Here is an 18,017-nt window from a genome sequence, read left to right as displayed (position 1 = left end):
GGGCTTCTTCAGCGGCGCATCGGGCGCAGTCGCCGAAGCCGTCTGGTTCGAGACCACGATCTCCTTCAGCGGAATCGCTGAAGAGTTACCCGCGTTCGGCGCGGTATTCCACTCGCCGAACTGCCCTGTCTTGGTTTTACGCATGCTTTCCATCCGTGGTGGTAAGCGCGGCCAGACTTCGTTCGAGCAAGGCGGCGTCCTGTTGAGAGGACTTGCTCATTGCATCTTTTGCGTCGGCCGCGTTAAGTGATTGCGCGCCCGCACGAATCTGCCCGCGCGACCGGAAGTGCATGGGCGACACGCCAAACCGTTGTCTGAACAATCGTCCCAATCGATTTCCGTCGCCCATGCCACAGCGCCGTGCGATCTTGTCGATAGGCAGGTCGGTATCCATCAACAAGGTGCACACGATTTCGAAGCGCGTCCGGATCAGATATTCCAGTGGGGTCACGCCGAACTCGGACTTGAAGCGCCGGAGATAGTTGCGCTTGCTCATGGCTGCAGATTCTGCCGCTTGCGCAACGGATATCGGCTTGCTGTAGTTTTCCTTGATCCACCGGGCAGATTCGTGAATCTTCTCGGTTGTCGTGCGTGCGTTCAGATCGTCGAGGTCTGGCTTCGTGCGCTGAACAGCGTGGGGTTGCAGAACGCGGGCGATTCTTCTCGCGGTGTCGGCGCTCAGGTCTCGTTCGATTTGCGCGAGGGCCATGTCGGCGGGCGTCGTCGTGGTTGACCAGTCTGCGACCGGTGCGTCCTTGAACCAAAAGATCGGCACAGGAGACCGCGCCAGGTTCTTTGGATCAAAGACGGAATTCGCGCCCGGCTGACTGCGCAGGGACGCGTCGCGGGTCGGATGCGACATCCATGACAGGAGGCGATCGTCAGGGCCGCCTGCTGCGTCCGTATCGCGGCAGGCGACGAAGAACGCATGAAAGTCCATCAACGCATAAGTCTCAAGCTTCTGGGTCCAGATCGAGATGCTCGAAGAACTCGTGATGAAGCCACCCGATTCCGACAGCACTGAAAGCCGGTACGGGGGCTCGCCGCCACCCGCCTGCTCAAATTCATTTGCCAGGCGGAATGCCTCGCCGATCGCTCCAGCGTTCGTTACCGAGCATTCATTTGAGACCAGCAGCCCGATGTGCCGTTTATTAACTTTAGATTCATCCCGGTGATGTATGTCGCTAGGCCGATAAAAGTCCGTCAACGTGTCCACTATTTAATCCTCCAAAGCTGCAAGCATGACTTTGTGCAACACAGCGTAGCTCCGCGCAATAACCGACTGACAGTTTGGCGGAGCCGTCCTAATGAATGGCGAATGCGGCGGCTTAATTAAGAAATAATTACTCTTGATCGAAAGAGCTGCTTGTATATTAACGAGCCACGGAAAGAATTTCCGATCCGTATTATTAATATAATAAAGATAAAAGGCACGAAGAAGGTTGTTCGAGCTTATGTTGAACTCTATACAGAACAAGGCTTTAGCCAGATTCGTTCCTACTGGACATGATCTGTACAACTCTCTGCCGCATGTAGCAGAAGACCAGAAAAACCGAAAAGATTCTAGATATACAATTTCTGTTACACATATTGCAGATCGCAACAATTCTTTCTTTCCCTAAGAAACCCGTAAAGGGTTCAACATAATCGGCCAATAGTTCTAGATTTTAAGCCTTGACCGATTTCATTCCATTTCCCCGGTCTATGCTTCAACGCAACATGAAAGGGAAGTTGTGTTCGCATTCCTCTGATGATTTGAGTGTTCGATCACGGCTCTTTCTGAAAGCGCTTTCGGCGCCTGGATCAGCCTCCAGCATGAAGTGCGTCGCGGCGAATCCATGAATCCAACCTGATACACGTCGAAGACTGCAGATTGATCTGCGGCAATTTTGGCGGGTTCGGGGTCTGCGTTTTTATCAAATCGGAACTGTTGTCCGCGATCCGGGTGTTCAACCGCTCGCAGCGTATGACGTATTGATCCCGATGCCTTAATGAGCCAGGCGTGTTGCGTTGGCGCAGAAACTGCGGTTGCACCAGGCGTGAGTTGTTATGCACGTCACGCTTGCATGTGCACCTTTCAGGAACTCGCGAACAGATAGGCCAATGGTCGGGGCAACTGCGAACCACGCGTTTCTAACGGATACCAACAGGGCACTCTAAATGCTTATGGCCGACGATGAAGGACACACGAATCATCTGCTTGACGCGTTACCCGTTCGTGAGTGGCAAGCGTTGCATCCGTTCCTTGAAACTGTTTCGCTTCGGGAAGGACAAGTACTGTGTGAGAGCGGACAGGCCATTGATCACGTTTACTTTCCGATAACAGCGGTCGTGTCACTGATCTATAGGATGGCGGATGGATCGTCCAACCAGGTTGCAGCGGTCGGTGCCGAAGGAATGATCGGCGTACCGGTTCTCACAGGCGGCAAGACGATGCCGATGAGCGTCCAGGTGCAGTTCGAAGGAACCGCATACCGGATGAAGGCTACAGCCTTGCAGCAGCAGTTCACGAATTCGGACGGACTCAGGAGGTTGTTGCTGCTCTACATGCAGGCTTTGTTAGTACAGGTTGCGCAGACCGCAATCTGCAACAGGTACCACTCGGTCAGCGAGCAGTTGTGCAGGTGGCTGTTGCTGGAAACAGATCGTGCGCCGGGTCATGAACTACATGTGAGTCACCAGTTGATCGCCGAGATGCTGGGTGTCCGGCGCGAAGGCATCAGCGCGGCGGCGGGCAAGTTGCAGGACGCCGGCGTGATTCACACCGGCCGGCGTTCGATCGCCGTAAGCGATCGCGAAGGGCTGCGAGCTCATGCGTGTGCGTGTTATGGGGTCGTGGCGCGGGAATTCAGCAGACTGTTGCCGCGCGTGCCGGCAAGAGAGGAAGTCGCGTGACGGGGGCTCGGTACTTGGCCGAACTGCGTGGACCGACTGCAAAACATTCATCAAAAAAGGTCAGATGCTTAAACATTTTGGAGTACAGATCGTGGAAAGCTCTATGAAATGTCTCGAAAATTTTCAGGTAAGTCAGCGGAGAACACGCTCCGCATTTCCATAGGCGATTACTTCGTCATGGACTGGCAGATCGCTTGAACGCGGCGAGCCGTCCTTTTCATCACTTTTAGCGGGCCGCGGGTTGTGCGGCTTTACCCGACAGCGGCGCCTTCGCCGCACGGTCGCGACATACTTTGAACATCGAAGGAATACGCCGGTGGATTACTACCCTTCAAATTCGCTAAATCCCTCTGCAGGCCATGAGCGCGGGCAACTCAGCGCCAAGGACATGCTCAACCTGATGCGGGATCACATCTGGGAGATCCTGGTCGCGACTGTAGTCGTCGTCGCGCTGGCGGTGGCCTATATCTTCATTGCACCCCCGATCTATTCCGCCGATGTACTCATCCGCGTAGATCCGCCGGAGCAGAACCAGTTGGGGATCGCGCTGCAGAATCAGGAAACGCTGCCGCCGCCTGCACCCGCACCCAGCGCTGAAATGGCCGTGATGCGCAGCCGTTCCGTGCTCGAGCCAGTGATCGAAAAGTATCGCTTCGATGTCTCGGTCTCGCCGCGCACGTTCCCGTTACTGGGCGATATAGCGGAGAAATTCGCGACGCCGGGTGAACCGTCGGCGCCCTGGCTCGGCCTCAAGTCGTTTGCCTGGGGCGGCGAGCGTGTGCAGGTCGGAAGCCTCGATGTTCCGCAAAGCCTGGAAGAAGAAAAGCTGAAGCTCATTGCGCTCGATGGCGGTCGCTACGAACTGCGTGGTCCATCGAACGAATTGCTGGTGAGCGGCATGGTCGGTGTTCCCGCCAGCGCCAACGGTGTGTCCATCACGATGAAGCAACTCGTTGCACGTCCGGGTACGTCGTTCGAAGTGATCCGCTGGAATGACCTCGATGCGGTCAAGCGTTTCGCCGACACCGTAAAAGTGAGCGACAAGGTCAAGGACTCGGGCCTGATCGAAATCGAATACGCTGACAAGAGCCCCGCGAAAGCGACTGAAGTGACCAACGCGCTGGCTGCGCAGTACCTTGCAGCGGCTGTCGCAAGCCGTCAATCCAACGACACGAAAACGCTCGCGTTCATCAACGGTGAATTGCCGCGTTTGCTGTCCGACTTGCGCAAGTCGGAAGAAGCGTTGAAGAGCTACCGGTCGACCTCGAACTCGATGCAGCCGACCGCTGAAGCGCAGTCGTTCCTTCAGGGTGGTATCGACTTCGATCGGCAGATTGCCACGCTGCAATTGCAACGCACGCAACTGCTCGAGCGCTTTACGCCGAACAGCCGCTGGGTGCAAAACGTCGATACGCAACTCGCCCAGTTGAACAAGGCGAAGGGTGAATTCGACGGACGCTTTCGCAGCATGCCTTCGTCCGAGCGTCAGAGCGTCGATCTGATCCGCGCGCAGAAGGTTGCCGAAACGATTTACCTCGGCATGGTCCAGAAGGCCGAACAACTGACCGTGCGTCGTGCGAGCACGTCAGGCGGCGCGCATGTGGTCGATTCCGCGGTGCGTCCGCATCGTCCGGTCAAGCCGAATCGTCCGGCCGTGCTTGGCGGCGGTGTCGTGCTGGGTCTGCTCACGGGCGTGTTCCTCGTATTCATGCGCCGTCACGTGATGATCGGCGTGACCGATCCGCGCTACGTGGAGCGTCGCCTTAGCGTGCCGGTCCTCGGTGAAGTCCTGTTCAGTCATCAACAAATGCGTCTCGATCCGAGCAGCGCCGGGGTGCCGAAAAAGGCATTGCCGCCTGCAATGAAGGCAGGATTGCCGTTCCCGCGTGCAGAGCCCGTAGGCGATTTCAGCGACGCAGGAACGCTGGACGGCCTGGGCAGCAGGGTGCTTGCCGCACGCTTCCCGCATGATCCGTCTGTCGAAGCGTTGCGCGCTGTTCGCACCGCGCTGACACGCGACCTCGCTCACGCACCGAACAATATCGTGATGGTTACCGGCCCCACGCCGTCCGCGGGCAAGAGTTTCGTGGCGGCAAACCTGGCCGTGCTGCACGCAGAGACGGGATCGCGGGTTCTCCTGATCGACGCCGACATGCGTCGCGGCCATCTTGCGTCATTCTTCAAACAACGTAATCGCGGCGGTCTGGCCGAAGTGCTGTCCGGCCGTTTGCCGGTGCGCAACGCAATTCGCCAGGTTGGTGTGGAAGGCGTGTCGTTCCTTTCGTGCGGTGTACGTCCGACCAATCCGGCTGCCTTGCTCATGCAAGCCGGGTTCAAGGAATTGCTCGACCGGCTCAGCAAGCAGTTCGACCTCGTCATTGTCGATACGCCTCCGTTCCTCGCCGTAACCGATGCGTCGATCATCGCGAGCGAAGCAGGTTCTTCGTTGCTCGTGCTGCGCTCGGGCATGCAAAGCGAAGAAGAAATCTCCGATACGGTCAGGAAGCTCGCGCGTGCAGAAGGCCGCATTGCGGGCGCGGTTTTCAACGGAATACCGCTTAAACGAAGCAACCGCGGCTATGGCTACGCCACGAACTATGCAAGCGACCACGGTGACGTAGAGACGGTTCACTGAATTCGCTGCCTCAACAGCGCGCCCACGCCGGGAGCGCGCTACATCGTTCAAGGGAAAGTGCAATGGCCATAGCAATTAACGGGAAGTTCACGTCGCAGAGAATCACCGGCGTACAGCGAGTTGCATTCGAATTGACGCGCGCAATGCAGATGCGCGCGATGCCGGGCAAGGAGCTCGAAGTCTTCGTGCCGCAGGACGCCGTGGCGCCCGGCACGTTGCTCAAGCGCCAGCGGCGCTTCCCGTGGTTTCGCGGGAACCTGTGGGAACAGATTACGTTGCCGATCGCGTCGAGAAGGACAACGCTCGTCAACCTGTGCAACACGAATCCGCTCTTCAAACGCAGGCAGATCGTGATGGTTCACGACATGGCCGTGTTCGACGTACCCGAGGCGTTCTCGAAGAAATTCCTGCTCTGGTACAAGCTGCGATTTTCGATACTGCCGCGCCTTCAGCCGCTGATCCTGACCATCTCGACGTTCTCGCAAGAGCGTATCTGTCATCACCTGAAGCTCGACAAGTCGCGGGTGGTGGTCCTCCCTCCCGGCGCGGACCACCTCGACCGCATTGCTCCGGAGCCGGCGATCATCGATCGTCTGAAGCTTTCCAAGGATTCGTATTGCGTGATCGTAGGCAGTCTCGATCCGCGCAAGAACCTGCAGCGTGCGCTCGAAGCCATCAAGCTGCTGGAGCATATGCCGGATCTGAAGTTTGTCATCGCCGGCGGCAAGAACTCGCGCGTGTTCAAGGCAGCGAGCAGCGCCGCGCTGGATGCCGCGACCGAAGACAAGCGGGTCATCTGGGCGGGCTTCGTGTCCGATGGCGAACTGAAGTCGCTCTATGAAAGCGCGGCGTGCCTGATCTTCCCTTCGCTGTATGAAGGGTTCGGACTGCCGCCGCTCGAAGCCATGTATTGCGGTTGTCCAGTCATCGCGTCGACGCATGCTTCGATACCCGAAGCATGCGGGCAAGCCGCCATGTATTGCGATGCGACGTCCGCCGAAGACATTGCGGAGAAGATCGCGTTGATGATGAGCGACAGCGAGTTGCGAGACCATTATCGCGAGATCGGCCTGGAACACGCGCAGCAGTTCCGCTGGGACCGTGCGGCGCGAGACTTGCTTCGAATCCTGCAAGACGACCCCAGTCAGCGCCCGTACAACCTCACGCCGCGCACGTCCGCAGGCTAAGCCCGATGAATCCGTATTCGGGGTGGCCCAATGTTTGAGCAGCGGTACAAACGCGGACGGCGGCGGGCGCTGCAAACGATCGCGGCGGTGGCGACGGTGCCGTTTCACGCGATGGCTGCGACGGCCGTCGCGGTGCCGGGTCCAGGCAACACCGGCACGCGCCGGCTGACGCAGTTGATCGGAAGCAATGGATGGGCAGGTGCACCGCAAGACGTCGCAATGTGGCGGCAGATGGGCATTTCCTGGGGACGCGACGTAGCGGGTCCGGGACAGCCTGATTCAGCGCACGACGCAATGCGTGTTGACCGGACGGGTCCGCAGTACGACAGCAACCTGCCGCCGGTGCTTCTCAGCAACAACCGCAATGGCTTTCGCTCGCTCTTGCTGCTGGCCTACACGCCGGGCTGGAACGCCACGATCGCCGACGATTCGAAATCCGCGCCCGTCGATGTCGATGCGTGGACGCAGTACGTTGATGCAGTCGTTCGCAAGTATTCGGCGCCACCTTACAACGTGCGCTACTTCCAGATCTGGAACGAGGCGGCGGGGCGTCTGTCCGGAGGCCTGAAACAGGCGACGTTCTGGCACGGTCCGAGCGCGGACGGCGACAAGGACGGCGTGTATGACCGCGCCATGCAGGACTACGTGGAACGCATCCATATACCGGCGGCGCGGATCATACGCAAGTACCGTTGCTTCATCGTGTATGGCGGCTGGCCGGACCAGGGCGGCGTCGAGACGTACATCAAGTGGCTCGAATACAGGAGTCCGGTTGTCAACGCACGCATGCTCGACTGGGTCGACTACATCGACATTCACTACATGAAGGTCGCCGAGCTCGACCCGCTGTATCAGCGCTATGTGCGCAACGGTCCCGCTCGCGGCCTCTGGCAGACGGAGATTGGCGATCGCTACATGGAAGATCCGCACTACATCTCGCGGTACTTCTTCGACTTTGCGGTGTGGGCGCTCGACCGGAACTGGGATGACCCGGACAAGTATGTATCGATGGTTTTCCACTGGGACGGAGTCGAACCCTTCCGTCTCACACAACGCGGAAACCCGCGGACGTACACGGTTTCGGGCCGTGCGTTGATCGTGTTGAACAGGACAGTGCCGGGCGCGCTTCAACGCGTGCCGGCGCAATTGAAGCCAGGACCAGATGTTGCCGCCGGCGCGGTGTATTCGGACAAAGACCTCGTGTTCCAGGTCGCAGCGCCAAGCGGCTGGCGGACGATCTCGGTGCCGGGCATCAAGGCGCCGGTGTCGAGCCGTGCAGAGGTGAGGTTTATCGATGCGCTTACAGGGCAGGCGGCACCCGCGAGCGACGTTGCGCTGACCTGGGACCAGAACGCCCTGAACATCCGCTTCAAGGTCCCGCAAAACGTAAATGGAGCGCCTAAGAAAGCGCCGGAAGTGCCAGTACATCTGGCGTATATCGTCGTCAGTTCGCGGCAGGTCGCGTGACTGTGCCGATCAGAATCAATAGCCCGTACAGAGGCATTATGAAAGACGTGACCATCGTCATCTGCAATTACAACTATGAGCGCTTCATTACACAAGCGATCGATTCGGCGCTGGGCCAGGACTATCCGGCAACGCGCGTGGTGGTCATCGACGACGGCTCGACCGATGGGTCGCGCTCGATCATCGCGAGTTATGGATCGCGCATCAAGTCGGTGTTCAAGGAGAACGGTGGACAGGTCTCCGCTTACAACACTGCGGTCGAGATCATCGAAACCGACTACGCCATCCTGCTCGATTCCGATGACCTGCTTTACCCCACGGCCGTGTCGGAAGTCATGCGCGCCTTTAACGCAGGCGACTACACGAAGGTGCAATTCCGGCTGGACGTGATCGGTTCGGAAGGCGAGTTGACGGGTACGCACGTACCGCATTCGGAGCCGCCGGCGGACTGCGGCAGCTTGCTTAGACGCGGCTGGCTGTATCCGTCACCGCCGGCGTCGGGCAACGCATATCGCGTCAGTGCGCTGCGCGAAATTTTTCCCGTGCCGCAATCCAGCGTCAACCGCTACGGCGCCGACTTCTATGCGATCTATGGCGTGGCGCTGCTCGGCCCTGTTGCGACCATTTCCAAATCGTTGGGCGCTTACCGCGTACATAACGCGAGCGCTCCCAGCGTGTCGTTCGCGAATTCGGAAAGCCTGACCAAGGCGCCCAAGGCGCTGAACATGCGTTGGGCGACGCTCAAACAAATTGCGCGCTCGCGTCTGAACGTGGAATTGCCGGCTTCATTCCACGACTTCTCGCACGAGAAAGCGCATTTTTGTTCGGGTGTTTATAACGCGCCGCTGGCTGCACGCTGGCACTGGATGACGCGCGAATCGCATGGCTACCTGCATTCGATTGTGGCGAACCCCTTTTGGGGCGTTAAGAAGAAAGTAGGCACGCTCGTGCTGTCGAGCTTGTGCCTATTGCCGTATGCGCCGTTGTCGGACTATGCGGTTCGCTACATCGCGAACCCGTTGGCCCGCCGTCGCGTGGCTGCACGCTGATTCAACCTGTGCACCACGTAGCTTAAGAGGAAGCGGAATGGACAAGAAAGAAAACGCCAAGATCCTGGTGTTCGTTTATGGCGGATACGTGATGAGGTATTTGTACCTCATCGTCGTCATTCCGTTCTATGGACGTGTGCTTGGCGTAACGGAATACGGCCGCGTGCTTGCCGCGATGTCGCTCATGAATGTGATCTGGATGCTGTCGAGCTACGGGTTCACGTTTGTTGGCATGCGCGACGTCGCCAAGTCACACGAGGCAAGTCATCACAACGCGGTCTTCTCGCTGCATTCCAGTGCGCGGGTTTTTACTTGCGCGATAGGCATTGCCGTTGGCGTCGTCGCCACGCTTTGTTCGCCGTCGCTGGCTGCACGCCCCGCGATGGGCCTGCTCGCAACCGCGCTTGGCATTGTGTCTGCATTGAACCTTGGCTGGTTGTTTCAAGGACGCCAGCGCTTTCGCACGCCGATCATTCTTGAGGTCGTCGGCTTTGCGCTCAGCCTGGTCCTGATCTTGTCGATAGTACGAGGTCCCGCCGACTCAGTCTGGGTTGTCGCAAGCTTGCTGATTGCCGGCGCGATCTCTGCCGCGATTTCATATGGCCTGACGTTTGCGCATATTGGATTCCCGCGGTTCAAGCTTGACGGTATCGTCCCGCTCATCCGCGGCTCGACCATGTTGTTCTGCTATTCGACGGGTTCGGCGGTGCTGACGGCGTCATCGACATATCTGCTCACGCTGTTGTCCACGCCGCCTCAGGTCGGATATTTTGGCGCGGCTGAACGCTTTGCGACGATCGGCCTGAGCCTGATGGGTCCCGCAGCGCAAGTTTTCATCCCGACCATTTCGCGCCAGCTCGCACAAAACGATAACGAGGGTGCGCGTATCACCAGCCGTCGCGGTGCGACCTTGCTGATGGGGTACGGCTTGCTTGCAATGTGTGGCGCGCTGACGCTGTCGCCTTTCATCCTGCCGCTGATTCTCGGCGCCGCATTCGCGCCAAGCGCCCATGTGCTGCAATGCCTTGCCGTCATGTTCCCTTTCGCTGCCTTCAATCAGTTCGTCGCGTTCTATGTATTCGTGCCGCGCAAGAAGGATCGCTTGCTTGCAATCGCAGGACTCGCATCCGGCGTCGCCAATCTTGCGGCCGCGCTTTACCTCGCACCGCGTTATGGCGCGATCGGTATGGCGTTTGCGCGCGTGATTGGTGAAGCCACGCTTTCCGTCATGCTGATGGGCCTGATGGTTCGTTCCGACATGACGGGGTTGTTGCCCGGCTCGGCTCGGGCCCTTGCGATGTTCCGTACTGCCTTCGGTCCGCGCACGCCAGTCAGCGGCAAGGAATGAACCACATTTTCGAATCCAGCGCCGGGCGTCTTGCATTTCAGCCCGGCGTGAGGCTCCGCCAGGCGCCGGTCTTCGTCACGCTTCGCATGACCCAGAAACAGCGGCGCATCCAAGGGCGCTTTCGGCCTTAAACGTACAGGAGGTAGAAGTGAAAGTTGCTATTGTTCACGACTGGCTGGTGGTGTCGGGTGGCGCTGAAAAAGTGCTCCAGCAGATCATAGAATGCTATCCGCAAGCCGATGTGTTCGCGCTCGTCGACTTCCTAGAAGATCGCGCATGCCTTAGAGGGAAGTCGGTCAACACATCGTTTATCCAGAAGCTGCCGTTTGCGAAGAAGCGGTATCGCGGATATTTGCCGCTCATGCCGCTTGCCATCGAACAACTCGATTTGTCCGGCTACGATCTCGTCATCTCGAGTTCGCACGCGGTTGCCAAAGGGGTTCTGACAGGCCCTGATCAGATGCATGTCAGCTATGTGCATTCGCCGATTCGCTACGCGTGGGATCTGCAGCATCAATATCTACGCGAATCAGGCTTGGCAAATGGTTTGAAGTCGGTGATGGCGCGACTTCTGTTGCACTACATTCGCGGTTGGGATGCGCGCTCGGCCAACGGCGTGGACCACCTCCTGGCGAACTCGCAATTCATCGCAAGGCGCATCAAGAAGGCGTATCAGCGCGATGCAACGGTGCTTTATCCGCCGGTCGATTTCAAGGGCATGACCTTGTGCACCGAGAAGGACGACTTCTATGTGACGGCGTCGCGCATGGTTCCGTACAAGCGCATTGACCTGATCGTAAAAGCGTTCTCGCAGACGCCCGAGCGCAAGCTCGTTGTGATTGGCGATGGTCCCGAGATGAAACGTATCCGCGCGGTTGCCGGGGACAATGTCACCATCCTGGGCTATCAGTCGTTCGAAGTTCTGCTCGACCATTTGCGCCGCGCACGTGCGTTTGTCTTTGCCGCGGAAGAAGATTTCGGCATTTCGATTGTGGAAGCGCAGGCTTGCGGGACGCCTGTCATTGCGTATGGCAAGGGCGGAGCGCTTGAATCGGTGATCGGACTTCCGCGTGAACGGCCAACCGGCGTGTTCTTCCGTGAGCAGACGACGGAGTCGCTACTGGACGCCGTCACTCAATTCGAAGCGAACGCAAGCCTGTTCGATCCGCGGCAATGCAGAAGAAACGCCGAACGTTTTTCGGCGGAAAACTTCAAGGCAAAGCTGGTGGACTTCATTGATGCAAAGCTGCCGCGCGCACGCCCGGATGTGCCGTTCCTCTATCCGGTAAAGGACGTCAAGCCGGCCGAAGAACATTCGCTGGTGGATTACGGCTGAGATGTGCAGATGACGCTGCGGGTGACGCCAGACAAAGGCGTCACCCGACTAGAAGAATCGCGCGATATTCGCCGCAAAGCGATTGTGAAGCCCGGCGGAATGGGCATCGATCAGCCGTTCGAACGGCGCGGTGTGTCCGTAGGTCAGCACCGAAACAAACAACAGAGCTGCGGTGACGCCGACGGGACTAAAACGCTCGGTTGCCACGCGCCAGGCGCTTCGCAAGACTGCTGCCGCAACCAGCACACCCAGAGCCCATCCAATCGCCACTTCCGATAACGAATGCGAATGGTCATGCACGCGTGCGAGTCCCGTCAATGCACCCAGCAAAAGTCCGGCAACTACGCCAATGTAAGGCGGCTGGCGCCAGCTCCTTAGTAGCAGCGTGAACGCCACGGTCCACACGGAAGTCGACAACATGGCGTGTCCGCTGATCACGCGGAAATCAAATGCGGGAAACGAGATGTCCCAGCCGGCGTAAAGGATCTTCGTCACGCCAACGAGCGCCATGCCAAGCGCGAGCGCCAGCACCCAGCGAAATGCCAGCCGCACATCCGATCTCGCGATCCAGACGGTGCAGATGAACGCTGCGGGCAACGTCATGGCTGCATCGCCAATCTTGGTGAACACTGGCCACATATGAATGAAATGTCCTTGTATTGATGGGCCGCCTCTTTCCGGGACGGCCCGTCGCTTACATTGAATAGCGGGCCGGCGGACGCCATGCCAGTAACAACGACACCACGAGCGAAAGAATCAGCACGTTCGACGGCGACACCAGCCGGTGCTCCGTCGCCGCCATCACGAGCAGGCAGATCGCCGACAACTCGACGAATCTGTAGGCAGTGAAATTCACACCTTTCTCGGCGATGGCCGAAATCGCTGCGCCGTCCTTGGCCCACTGGATAAGCCTCCAGTAGAACGCGAGCATGAGCGTCAGTCCGACTATGCCAGTTTCCGCGAGGAAGTTCAGATACGAGTTGTGAGCATGTGAATCGCTATGTTCGACGGTGATCCCTGAGGGAATGCCGACCAGTCCGAAGTACGAGGTGACAGTATGGATCTGGTCATCGAACGAACCAAAACCCAATCCGATGATCGGGCTCTGCTCGAAGTAAGCGAGAGCGCGCGGCCACAGCCATTCATAGCGGATATTGAGGTTGGCGACCTTCGCATCGGAGTTCGCGATGGTGAAGGTGTAGCCCATGTAGTTGACTGTGGGATCGGTGTTGTGGATTGCCATCGCAATCGAACCGGCGAGAAGTACGACGATGAGCGTAGCCAGGCACCAGCGCTTGCGGCCAAGGTACAGGTAAGGCAGGACTGCCATTGCGCCCAGCAACGAACCCCGGCTATAGGTTGAGAAGAGCATCAGCAAGTTGAATCCGAGCATCCCAAGAAGCAGCTTGCTGCGTTGCTGCAGATAACAGGCGAGACCGAGGCAGAACAGCATGGCGAGGAAGCCGCCCGCTGCGTTACGGGCAATGAAGTAGCTGCCGAAGCTCAGGTCCGGATTGGTGAAGATGCCCAGCAAGCCGCTTTGCGTGATGTAGTACAGATACAAAGGAACGTTCAGCACAATGGCAAACGTGTAGAACGTGCGCAAGACCTTGTTCAGATCCCATCGATGAATGTAGAGGCAGCCTGCAAGGATCGGTGCATAGGAGATGAAGAAGTTGCCATCGCGCCTGTAAAACTCGAAGGTCACGAGAGAGATCGGGTCGTACAGCAAGGTCGAGATCACAGCGAGCGCAGCGAACGCGACAAGCGGAGTGATGAACCGCGGATAATTTCTGCCGAAGAAGCGCCAGCCGCACAAGAAGATTGGCAGCAAGCCAACCGCGCTGAGAGGCACAAGATTGGTGACGGTAAGAAATAACGCCAGCAGCGTTATGTAAGCCATTGCGGGTCCTTATGTTGAGACGGCGCACGGCCGTTCTTTTGACGACCGGCACAATGCGGCCAGTACGGTACTGCAGGTCAGGTCAAGGTGGTCCACTAATATGAGGAGCGCACAACGCATGCGTCGTGCAGTCACGCGGGATTTTACCGGTCCCGGGTGACCCGTGGGACCGGCCAATTTAAATGTGGGGTCTTAGCGGAACCTGTTCGAGACCCACAATGCAGGAACGTTCAACTCTTCTGCAGAGCGCGGCGTCTAAGACAGATGTTTTGGCGTAGAACAACGACCTGATGATTGAAGAAAGGTCACTCTAGCAATGTGTGCGCGAGTGCTCTTGCTTATCTTGCAAATGCTTGCAGTAATCACGTTGTTGATTTGAAAGCGTATTCACCTGTAAGGCCTTTAAATACAGTTTTCTTAATAGCGGTTCATGCAGGTAAATCAGAGCGTATTTTATTTACACACTGTCACATTATCAGCAATGCTGACGTATAGCGGCAGTGCTCGAGTAATTCCCCTGGCCAAGGTCGCGAGGATGACACGCAGGCCCGCGCCAAAACCTCAACCCTTTACGCCAGGAAAACCCTAATGCAATTTACTCTGCATATGATTCGGTCATCGATCACGCGTTTTCGAAACCTGGTTGGCTCAGGAACGTCACGCGTTATTTTAGGCTAGCCGATGCGAGAGGGTCACTGCTTTCTGGTCCTCGCAAGCTTCGCGTTCAACGCTAACTTACTTCGCAATTTCAGTTGTTCCGGGTTTTCTTCTTCGCTGCAGAGCTTTGTCGCACAACATCTTTGGGCTGTTCAGGCCAGTTGCTTGCTGCTGTGTATCCGTATCTCAGATGCAGGACCTAAGTCGACTCAGGATGTTTGAAGGAACCTCCGGTTCATTCTTTAGACCTTAAGCGTGGCATTGGATGATCAAGCCGCGCTGCCAAAAAAAGTTTCAGGCGCATCCGGCGCAGTTGCGATTGCCAGCACGCCGACCCGCGCACGTACGGCACTCGTTGACGTAATCAAGCGAGCGCGCTCAGCCGACAACAACGGCACGATCCAAGCCGATCAAGCCAGGAGACGCATGACCTGCTGATTCGCATTTTCCAATGCGGGACGGGAATTGTCCGCGCGATGGAATCTACGACACATTGCAGGGCAAATTATTTACGCGTTTTCATCGCGCAGAAATATTGAGCGCGCAGAGAAACGCCCGGCAACGGGCTCAAGTACAAGGAATTTGAAAATGGACAAGCTTAAGTTGGGTACGGAAGATGCCGCAGGTGCAACAGTTGTGGAAGGCGCAGCAGCAGATTGCAGCCGCCTCGTACAAGTGATCCTTGCGGGCGGTTCCGGCACGCGTTTGTGGCCCGTCTCGCGTGAACATTTTCCCAAGCAACTGATCGGCGTGATCGGCAACGAATCCTTGCTGCAGGCTACCGTGATGCGCATGAAAGGTTTTCCGGCGGGCTGGGACGTGGCTGCCGACCCGGTCATTGTCTGCGGTGAGGATCATCGCTTTGCAACCGGCGAGCAAGTGCGTGCGAGCGGCGTGACGGCGCGTATTGTCGTTGAGCCTGCACGCCGCGATACCGCTCCGGCACTCACGCTTGCAGCATTGACCGCTTGCGCCGACGGCAACGATGCAATCCTCGTTGCAATGCCGGCGGATCACGCCATTGCCGACCTTGCTGCGCTTCACGGCGCGATCGATATCGCAGCACGTCATGCGCAAGCCGGCGAGATCGCCACGCTCGGGATTCCGCCGACACGTCCCGACACCGGCTTCGGCTACATCCGTCTTGGCGATTCGCTCGATCACGGCGCGCACATGATCGAACGCTTTGTCGAAAAGCCCGCTGCCGAACTCGCGGGCCAATATGTTGCGTCGGGCAACTACTGGTGGAACAGCGGCATCTTTATCGTGCGCGCATCGGTATGGCTTGCAGCGCTCGAACAGCTTCAGCCGGACATGCACGCAGCATGCGTGGCGTCGTTCAAGGAGGCCACGCGCACCGATGAATACTTCCGCCCGAACGCAGCGGCGTTCGCAACGTCGCCGTCCGACTCCATCGACTATGCGGTGATGGAACACCTCGGCAAGCCCGGCTCGCCATTCAAGGGCGTGGTCGTGCCGCTCGAAGCAGGCTGGTCCGATCTCGGCTCGTGGGACGCCGTATGCGATGCACTGGAGAAGGACGAAGACGGCAACGTGGGAAGCGGCCGTGTGCTGTTCGAAGGCGCGACCGCGAGCTATGCGCGTTCGGAAGGCGGCAGGCTGGTTGCATGCGTGGGCACGAACAACATCATCGTGGTCGAGACGGATGACGCCGTACTCGTGGCCGACCGGTCACGCGTGCAGGACATCAAGGGCCTCGTGTCGCGTATCAAGCTGTCGAAGTCGCCCGAAGCGGACATGCACAGAAAAGTGCGCCGTCCGTGGGGCTTCTACGATTCCATCGACAACGGTCCGCGTTTCCAGGTCAAACGCATCGTGGTGAATCCGGGCGCTCGCCTGTCGCTGCAGATGCATCACCATCGCGCGGAACATTGGGTCGTGGTCACCGGAACGGCGCTCGTCACGCGCGGCGAAGAAGAAATTCTTCTCAGCGAAAACGAATCGGTCTATATCCCGCTCGGCGTGAAGCATCGGCTGGAAAATCCGGGCCGCGTGCCGCTCGAGATCATCGAGGTGCAGTCGGGCACGTACCTCGGCGAAGACGACATCGTCAGGTTCGACGACAAGTACGGCCGCAGCTAAGCAGGTAGCCAATCGTTCGGGGAGAAGAACATGCGCGGAATAAGCAAGCTACTAGCGAGGCTGTTCGACGTTTCGATGATCGTGGGCGGCGCGCTCATCGCTTCACAGATTCGTTTCGACGATGTATCGCAACGGAGTTTCTATCTGGCATTCGTGGCCTTTGCCGCGGCGTTTTCGCTTGCCGTGTTTCCGGCATTCGGCGTGTACGAATCATGGCGGGGGCGCTCGAAAGGCGCGCTTGCCGGACAAGTCGCGCTGAGCTGGCTCATCGTGCAGGCTTGCGCCATGGCGTTGATGTTTTCGCTGCATCGCATCGACTTCGTGTCGCGCCTCTGGTTCGTGTACTGGACCGGCATTTCGGGCGCCGCGATGATCGCGGGACGCATGGTGACGCATACGGTGCTCGGGCGCGTACGCAATGCAGGGCTGAACTTGTCGCAGGTCGCTATTGCAGGCATTGGCGATCACTGCGATGCAATCGTTCGCAAGATCGATACAGCACCTGCCGCGGGCTTTCGTGCAACGGCTGCATTCAACGTGCAGGCCGGCACGAAAATGAACACCCGCGTGCCGGTGTTCGACGACCATGCGGCGTTCGCCAGTTATGTACGCACGCAGAACGTGGCTGAAGTCTGGCTCGCGTTGCCGCTGACGGAAGAACGCACGATCCTGAAACTGGTCGATGAGTTCCGCGACGACCTCATCAACATCCGTTTCATGCCGGACGTACGCACGCTTTCGCTATTCGAAGGCAGCGTGACGAGCCTGCTGGGCGTGCCGACGATCAACCTTGCTGCATCGCCGCTGCCGCCGAATGCGCTGATGCAGAAAGAGGTGTTCGACCGCATCTTCGCAGCCGGTGCCTTGCTCGCTGTGTCGCCGATCATGATTGCGTGCGCGATTGCCGTGAAGCTCAGTTCGCGAGGCCCTGTGTTCTTCAAGCAACGCCGCAAGGGCGCCGATGGTCAGGTCTTCAACATCTACAAGTTCCGCTCCATGCGTCAGCATGTGCAGAAAGCAGGTGTTGTGGAGCAGGCCACGCGTGGCGATCCGCGCATCACGCGGGTAGGTGCGTTCCTTCGACGCACGAGCCTCGACGAGTTGCCGCAGTTCATCAATGTGCTGCGCGGCGAAATGTCGGTGGTCGGCCCACGCCCACATGCGCTGGAACATGACGACCTGTACCAGAAGGTCGTGTCGGGCTATATCCATCGATACCGGATCAAGCCGGGCATCACCGGCTGGGCGCAGGTCAACGGCTTTCGCGGCGAGACCGATCGGATCGAGAAGATGGAAGGGCGCGTTGCGCATGACCTGTATTACCTCGGCAACTGGTCATTCGGGCTCGACATGAAGATCATTGCTGCAACGGTGTTCAAGGGGTTTCGACACTCGAACGCTTATTGACAAGCGCTATTTGTGAAAGAAGAAGGGCAG

At 58.3% G+C, this 18,017-nt stretch carries 12 protein-coding genes; 9 read left to right on the top strand and 3 right to left on the bottom strand.

Translation table 11 applies throughout. From position 1 onward, the window contains the following. Nucleotides 1-136 precede the first annotated feature (136 nt). Entirely contained in the window at nt 137-1,216 is a 1,080-nt protein-coding gene (locus tag AX768_RS16295) for a helix-turn-helix domain-containing protein (protein WP_231941490.1), read from the bottom strand. 944 nt (nt 1,217-2,160) lie between these two features. Between AX768_RS16295 and AX768_RS16290 the strand changes: the two genes are divergently transcribed. The 7 genes from AX768_RS16290 (at nt 2,161) to AX768_RS16260 (ending at nt 11,917) form a co-directional block, all read left to right on the top strand. Then, a complete protein-coding gene (locus AX768_RS16290; protein WP_062001187.1) occupies nt 2,161-2,895 on the top strand; it encodes a Crp/Fnr family transcriptional regulator in 735 nt (244 codons plus the stop codon). A 316-nt stretch (nt 2,896-3,211) separates the two neighbouring features. Then, complete coding sequence (locus tag AX768_RS16285) at nt 3,212-5,530, top strand: polysaccharide biosynthesis tyrosine autokinase (RefSeq protein WP_231941489.1); 2,319 nt, start codon at nt 3,212-3,214, stop codon at nt 5,528-5,530. Nucleotides 5,531-5,592: 62 nt separating this feature from the next. Then, nucleotides 5,593-6,717: a glycosyltransferase family 4 protein gene (locus AX768_RS16280; protein WP_062001186.1), complete on the top strand. Its 1,125-nt coding sequence runs from the start codon at nt 5,593-5,595 to the stop codon at nt 6,715-6,717. A 30-nt stretch (nt 6,718-6,747) separates the two neighbouring features. After that, nucleotides 6,748-8,184, top strand: a complete 1,437-nt coding sequence (locus tag AX768_RS16275; RefSeq protein ID WP_062001185.1) for a hypothetical protein — start codon at nt 6,748-6,750, stop codon at nt 8,182-8,184. A 38-nt stretch (nt 8,185-8,222) separates the two neighbouring features. Next, nucleotides 8,223-9,233: a glycosyltransferase family 2 protein gene (locus AX768_RS16270; RefSeq protein WP_062001184.1), complete on the top strand. Its 1,011-nt coding sequence runs from the start codon at nt 8,223-8,225 to the stop codon at nt 9,231-9,233. A 37-nt stretch (nt 9,234-9,270) separates the two neighbouring features. Further along, the gene (locus AX768_RS16265; protein WP_062001183.1) at nt 9,271-10,581 is read left to right on the top strand and encodes a lipopolysaccharide biosynthesis protein; all 1,311 of its coding nucleotides are present in this window, start codon (nt 9,271-9,273) and stop codon (nt 10,579-10,581) included. Nucleotides 10,582-10,729: 148 nt separating this feature from the next. Then, a complete protein-coding gene (locus AX768_RS16260; RefSeq protein ID WP_062001182.1) occupies nt 10,730-11,917 on the top strand; it encodes a glycosyltransferase family 4 protein in 1,188 nt (395 codons plus the stop codon). A gap of 48 nt (nt 11,918-11,965) precedes the next feature. Here AX768_RS16260 and AX768_RS16255 read toward each other — a convergent pair whose 3' ends face one another. Then, nucleotides 11,966-12,556: a phosphatase PAP2 family protein gene (locus AX768_RS16255; RefSeq protein WP_062001181.1), complete on the bottom strand. Its 591-nt coding sequence runs from the start codon at nt 12,554-12,556 to the stop codon at nt 11,966-11,968. Nucleotides 12,557-12,611: 55 nt separating this feature from the next. Beyond that, the gene (locus AX768_RS16250; protein ID WP_062001180.1) at nt 12,612-13,820 is read right to left on the bottom strand and encodes an O-antigen ligase family protein; all 1,209 of its coding nucleotides are present in this window, start codon (nt 13,818-13,820) and stop codon (nt 12,612-12,614) included. A 1,245-nt stretch (nt 13,821-15,065) separates the two neighbouring features. Here AX768_RS16250 and AX768_RS16240 point away from each other — a divergent pair. Then, the gene (locus AX768_RS16240) at nt 15,066-16,580 is read left to right on the top strand and encodes a mannose-1-phosphate guanylyltransferase/mannose-6-phosphate isomerase (protein ID WP_062001178.1); all 1,515 of its coding nucleotides are present in this window, start codon (nt 15,066-15,068) and stop codon (nt 16,578-16,580) included. A 30-nt stretch (nt 16,581-16,610) separates the two neighbouring features. After that, nucleotides 16,611-17,987 (top strand): undecaprenyl-phosphate glucose phosphotransferase, encoded by a 1,377-nt coding sequence (locus AX768_RS16235; protein ID WP_062001177.1) that lies wholly within the window; start codon nt 16,611-16,613, stop codon nt 17,985-17,987. The last annotated feature ends 30 nt before the right edge of the window (nt 17,988-18,017 follow it).

This window comes from Burkholderia sp. PAMC 28687 (genome assembly GCF_001577465.1).
Classification (GTDB): domain Bacteria; phylum Pseudomonadota; class Gammaproteobacteria; order Burkholderiales; family Burkholderiaceae; genus Caballeronia.
This window is presented reverse-complemented; position numbering and strand designations above follow the sequence as displayed.

Bases quoted from the DNA above. Each gene is read 5' to 3' on its own strand.
- AX768_RS16290 (WP_062001187.1), top strand. From the start codon at position 2,161: ATGCTTATGGCCGACGATGAAGGACACACGAATCATCTGCTTGACGCG.
- AX768_RS16280 (WP_062001186.1), top strand. From the start codon at position 5,593: ATGGCCATAGCAATTAACGGGAAGTTCACGTCGCAGAGAATCACCGGC.
- AX768_RS16275 (WP_062001185.1), top strand. From the start codon at position 6,748: ATGTTTGAGCAGCGGTACAAACGCGGACGGCGGCGGGCGCTGCAAACG.
- AX768_RS16270 (WP_062001184.1), top strand. From the start codon at position 8,223: ATGAAAGACGTGACCATCGTCATCTGCAATTACAACTATGAGCGCTTC.
- AX768_RS16265 (WP_062001183.1), top strand. From the start codon at position 9,271: ATGGACAAGAAAGAAAACGCCAAGATCCTGGTGTTCGTTTATGGCGGA.
- AX768_RS16255 (WP_062001181.1), bottom strand. From the start codon at position 12,556: ATGTGGCCAGTGTTCACCAAGATTGGCGATGCAGCCATGACGTTGCCC.
- AX768_RS16250 (WP_062001180.1), bottom strand. From the start codon at position 13,820: ATGGCTTACATAACGCTGCTGGCGTTATTTCTTACCGTCACCAATCTT.
- AX768_RS16240 (WP_062001178.1), top strand. From the start codon at position 15,066: ATGGACAAGCTTAAGTTGGGTACGGAAGATGCCGCAGGTGCAACAGTT.
- AX768_RS16235 (WP_062001177.1), top strand. From the start codon at position 16,611: ATGCGCGGAATAAGCAAGCTACTAGCGAGGCTGTTCGACGTTTCGATG.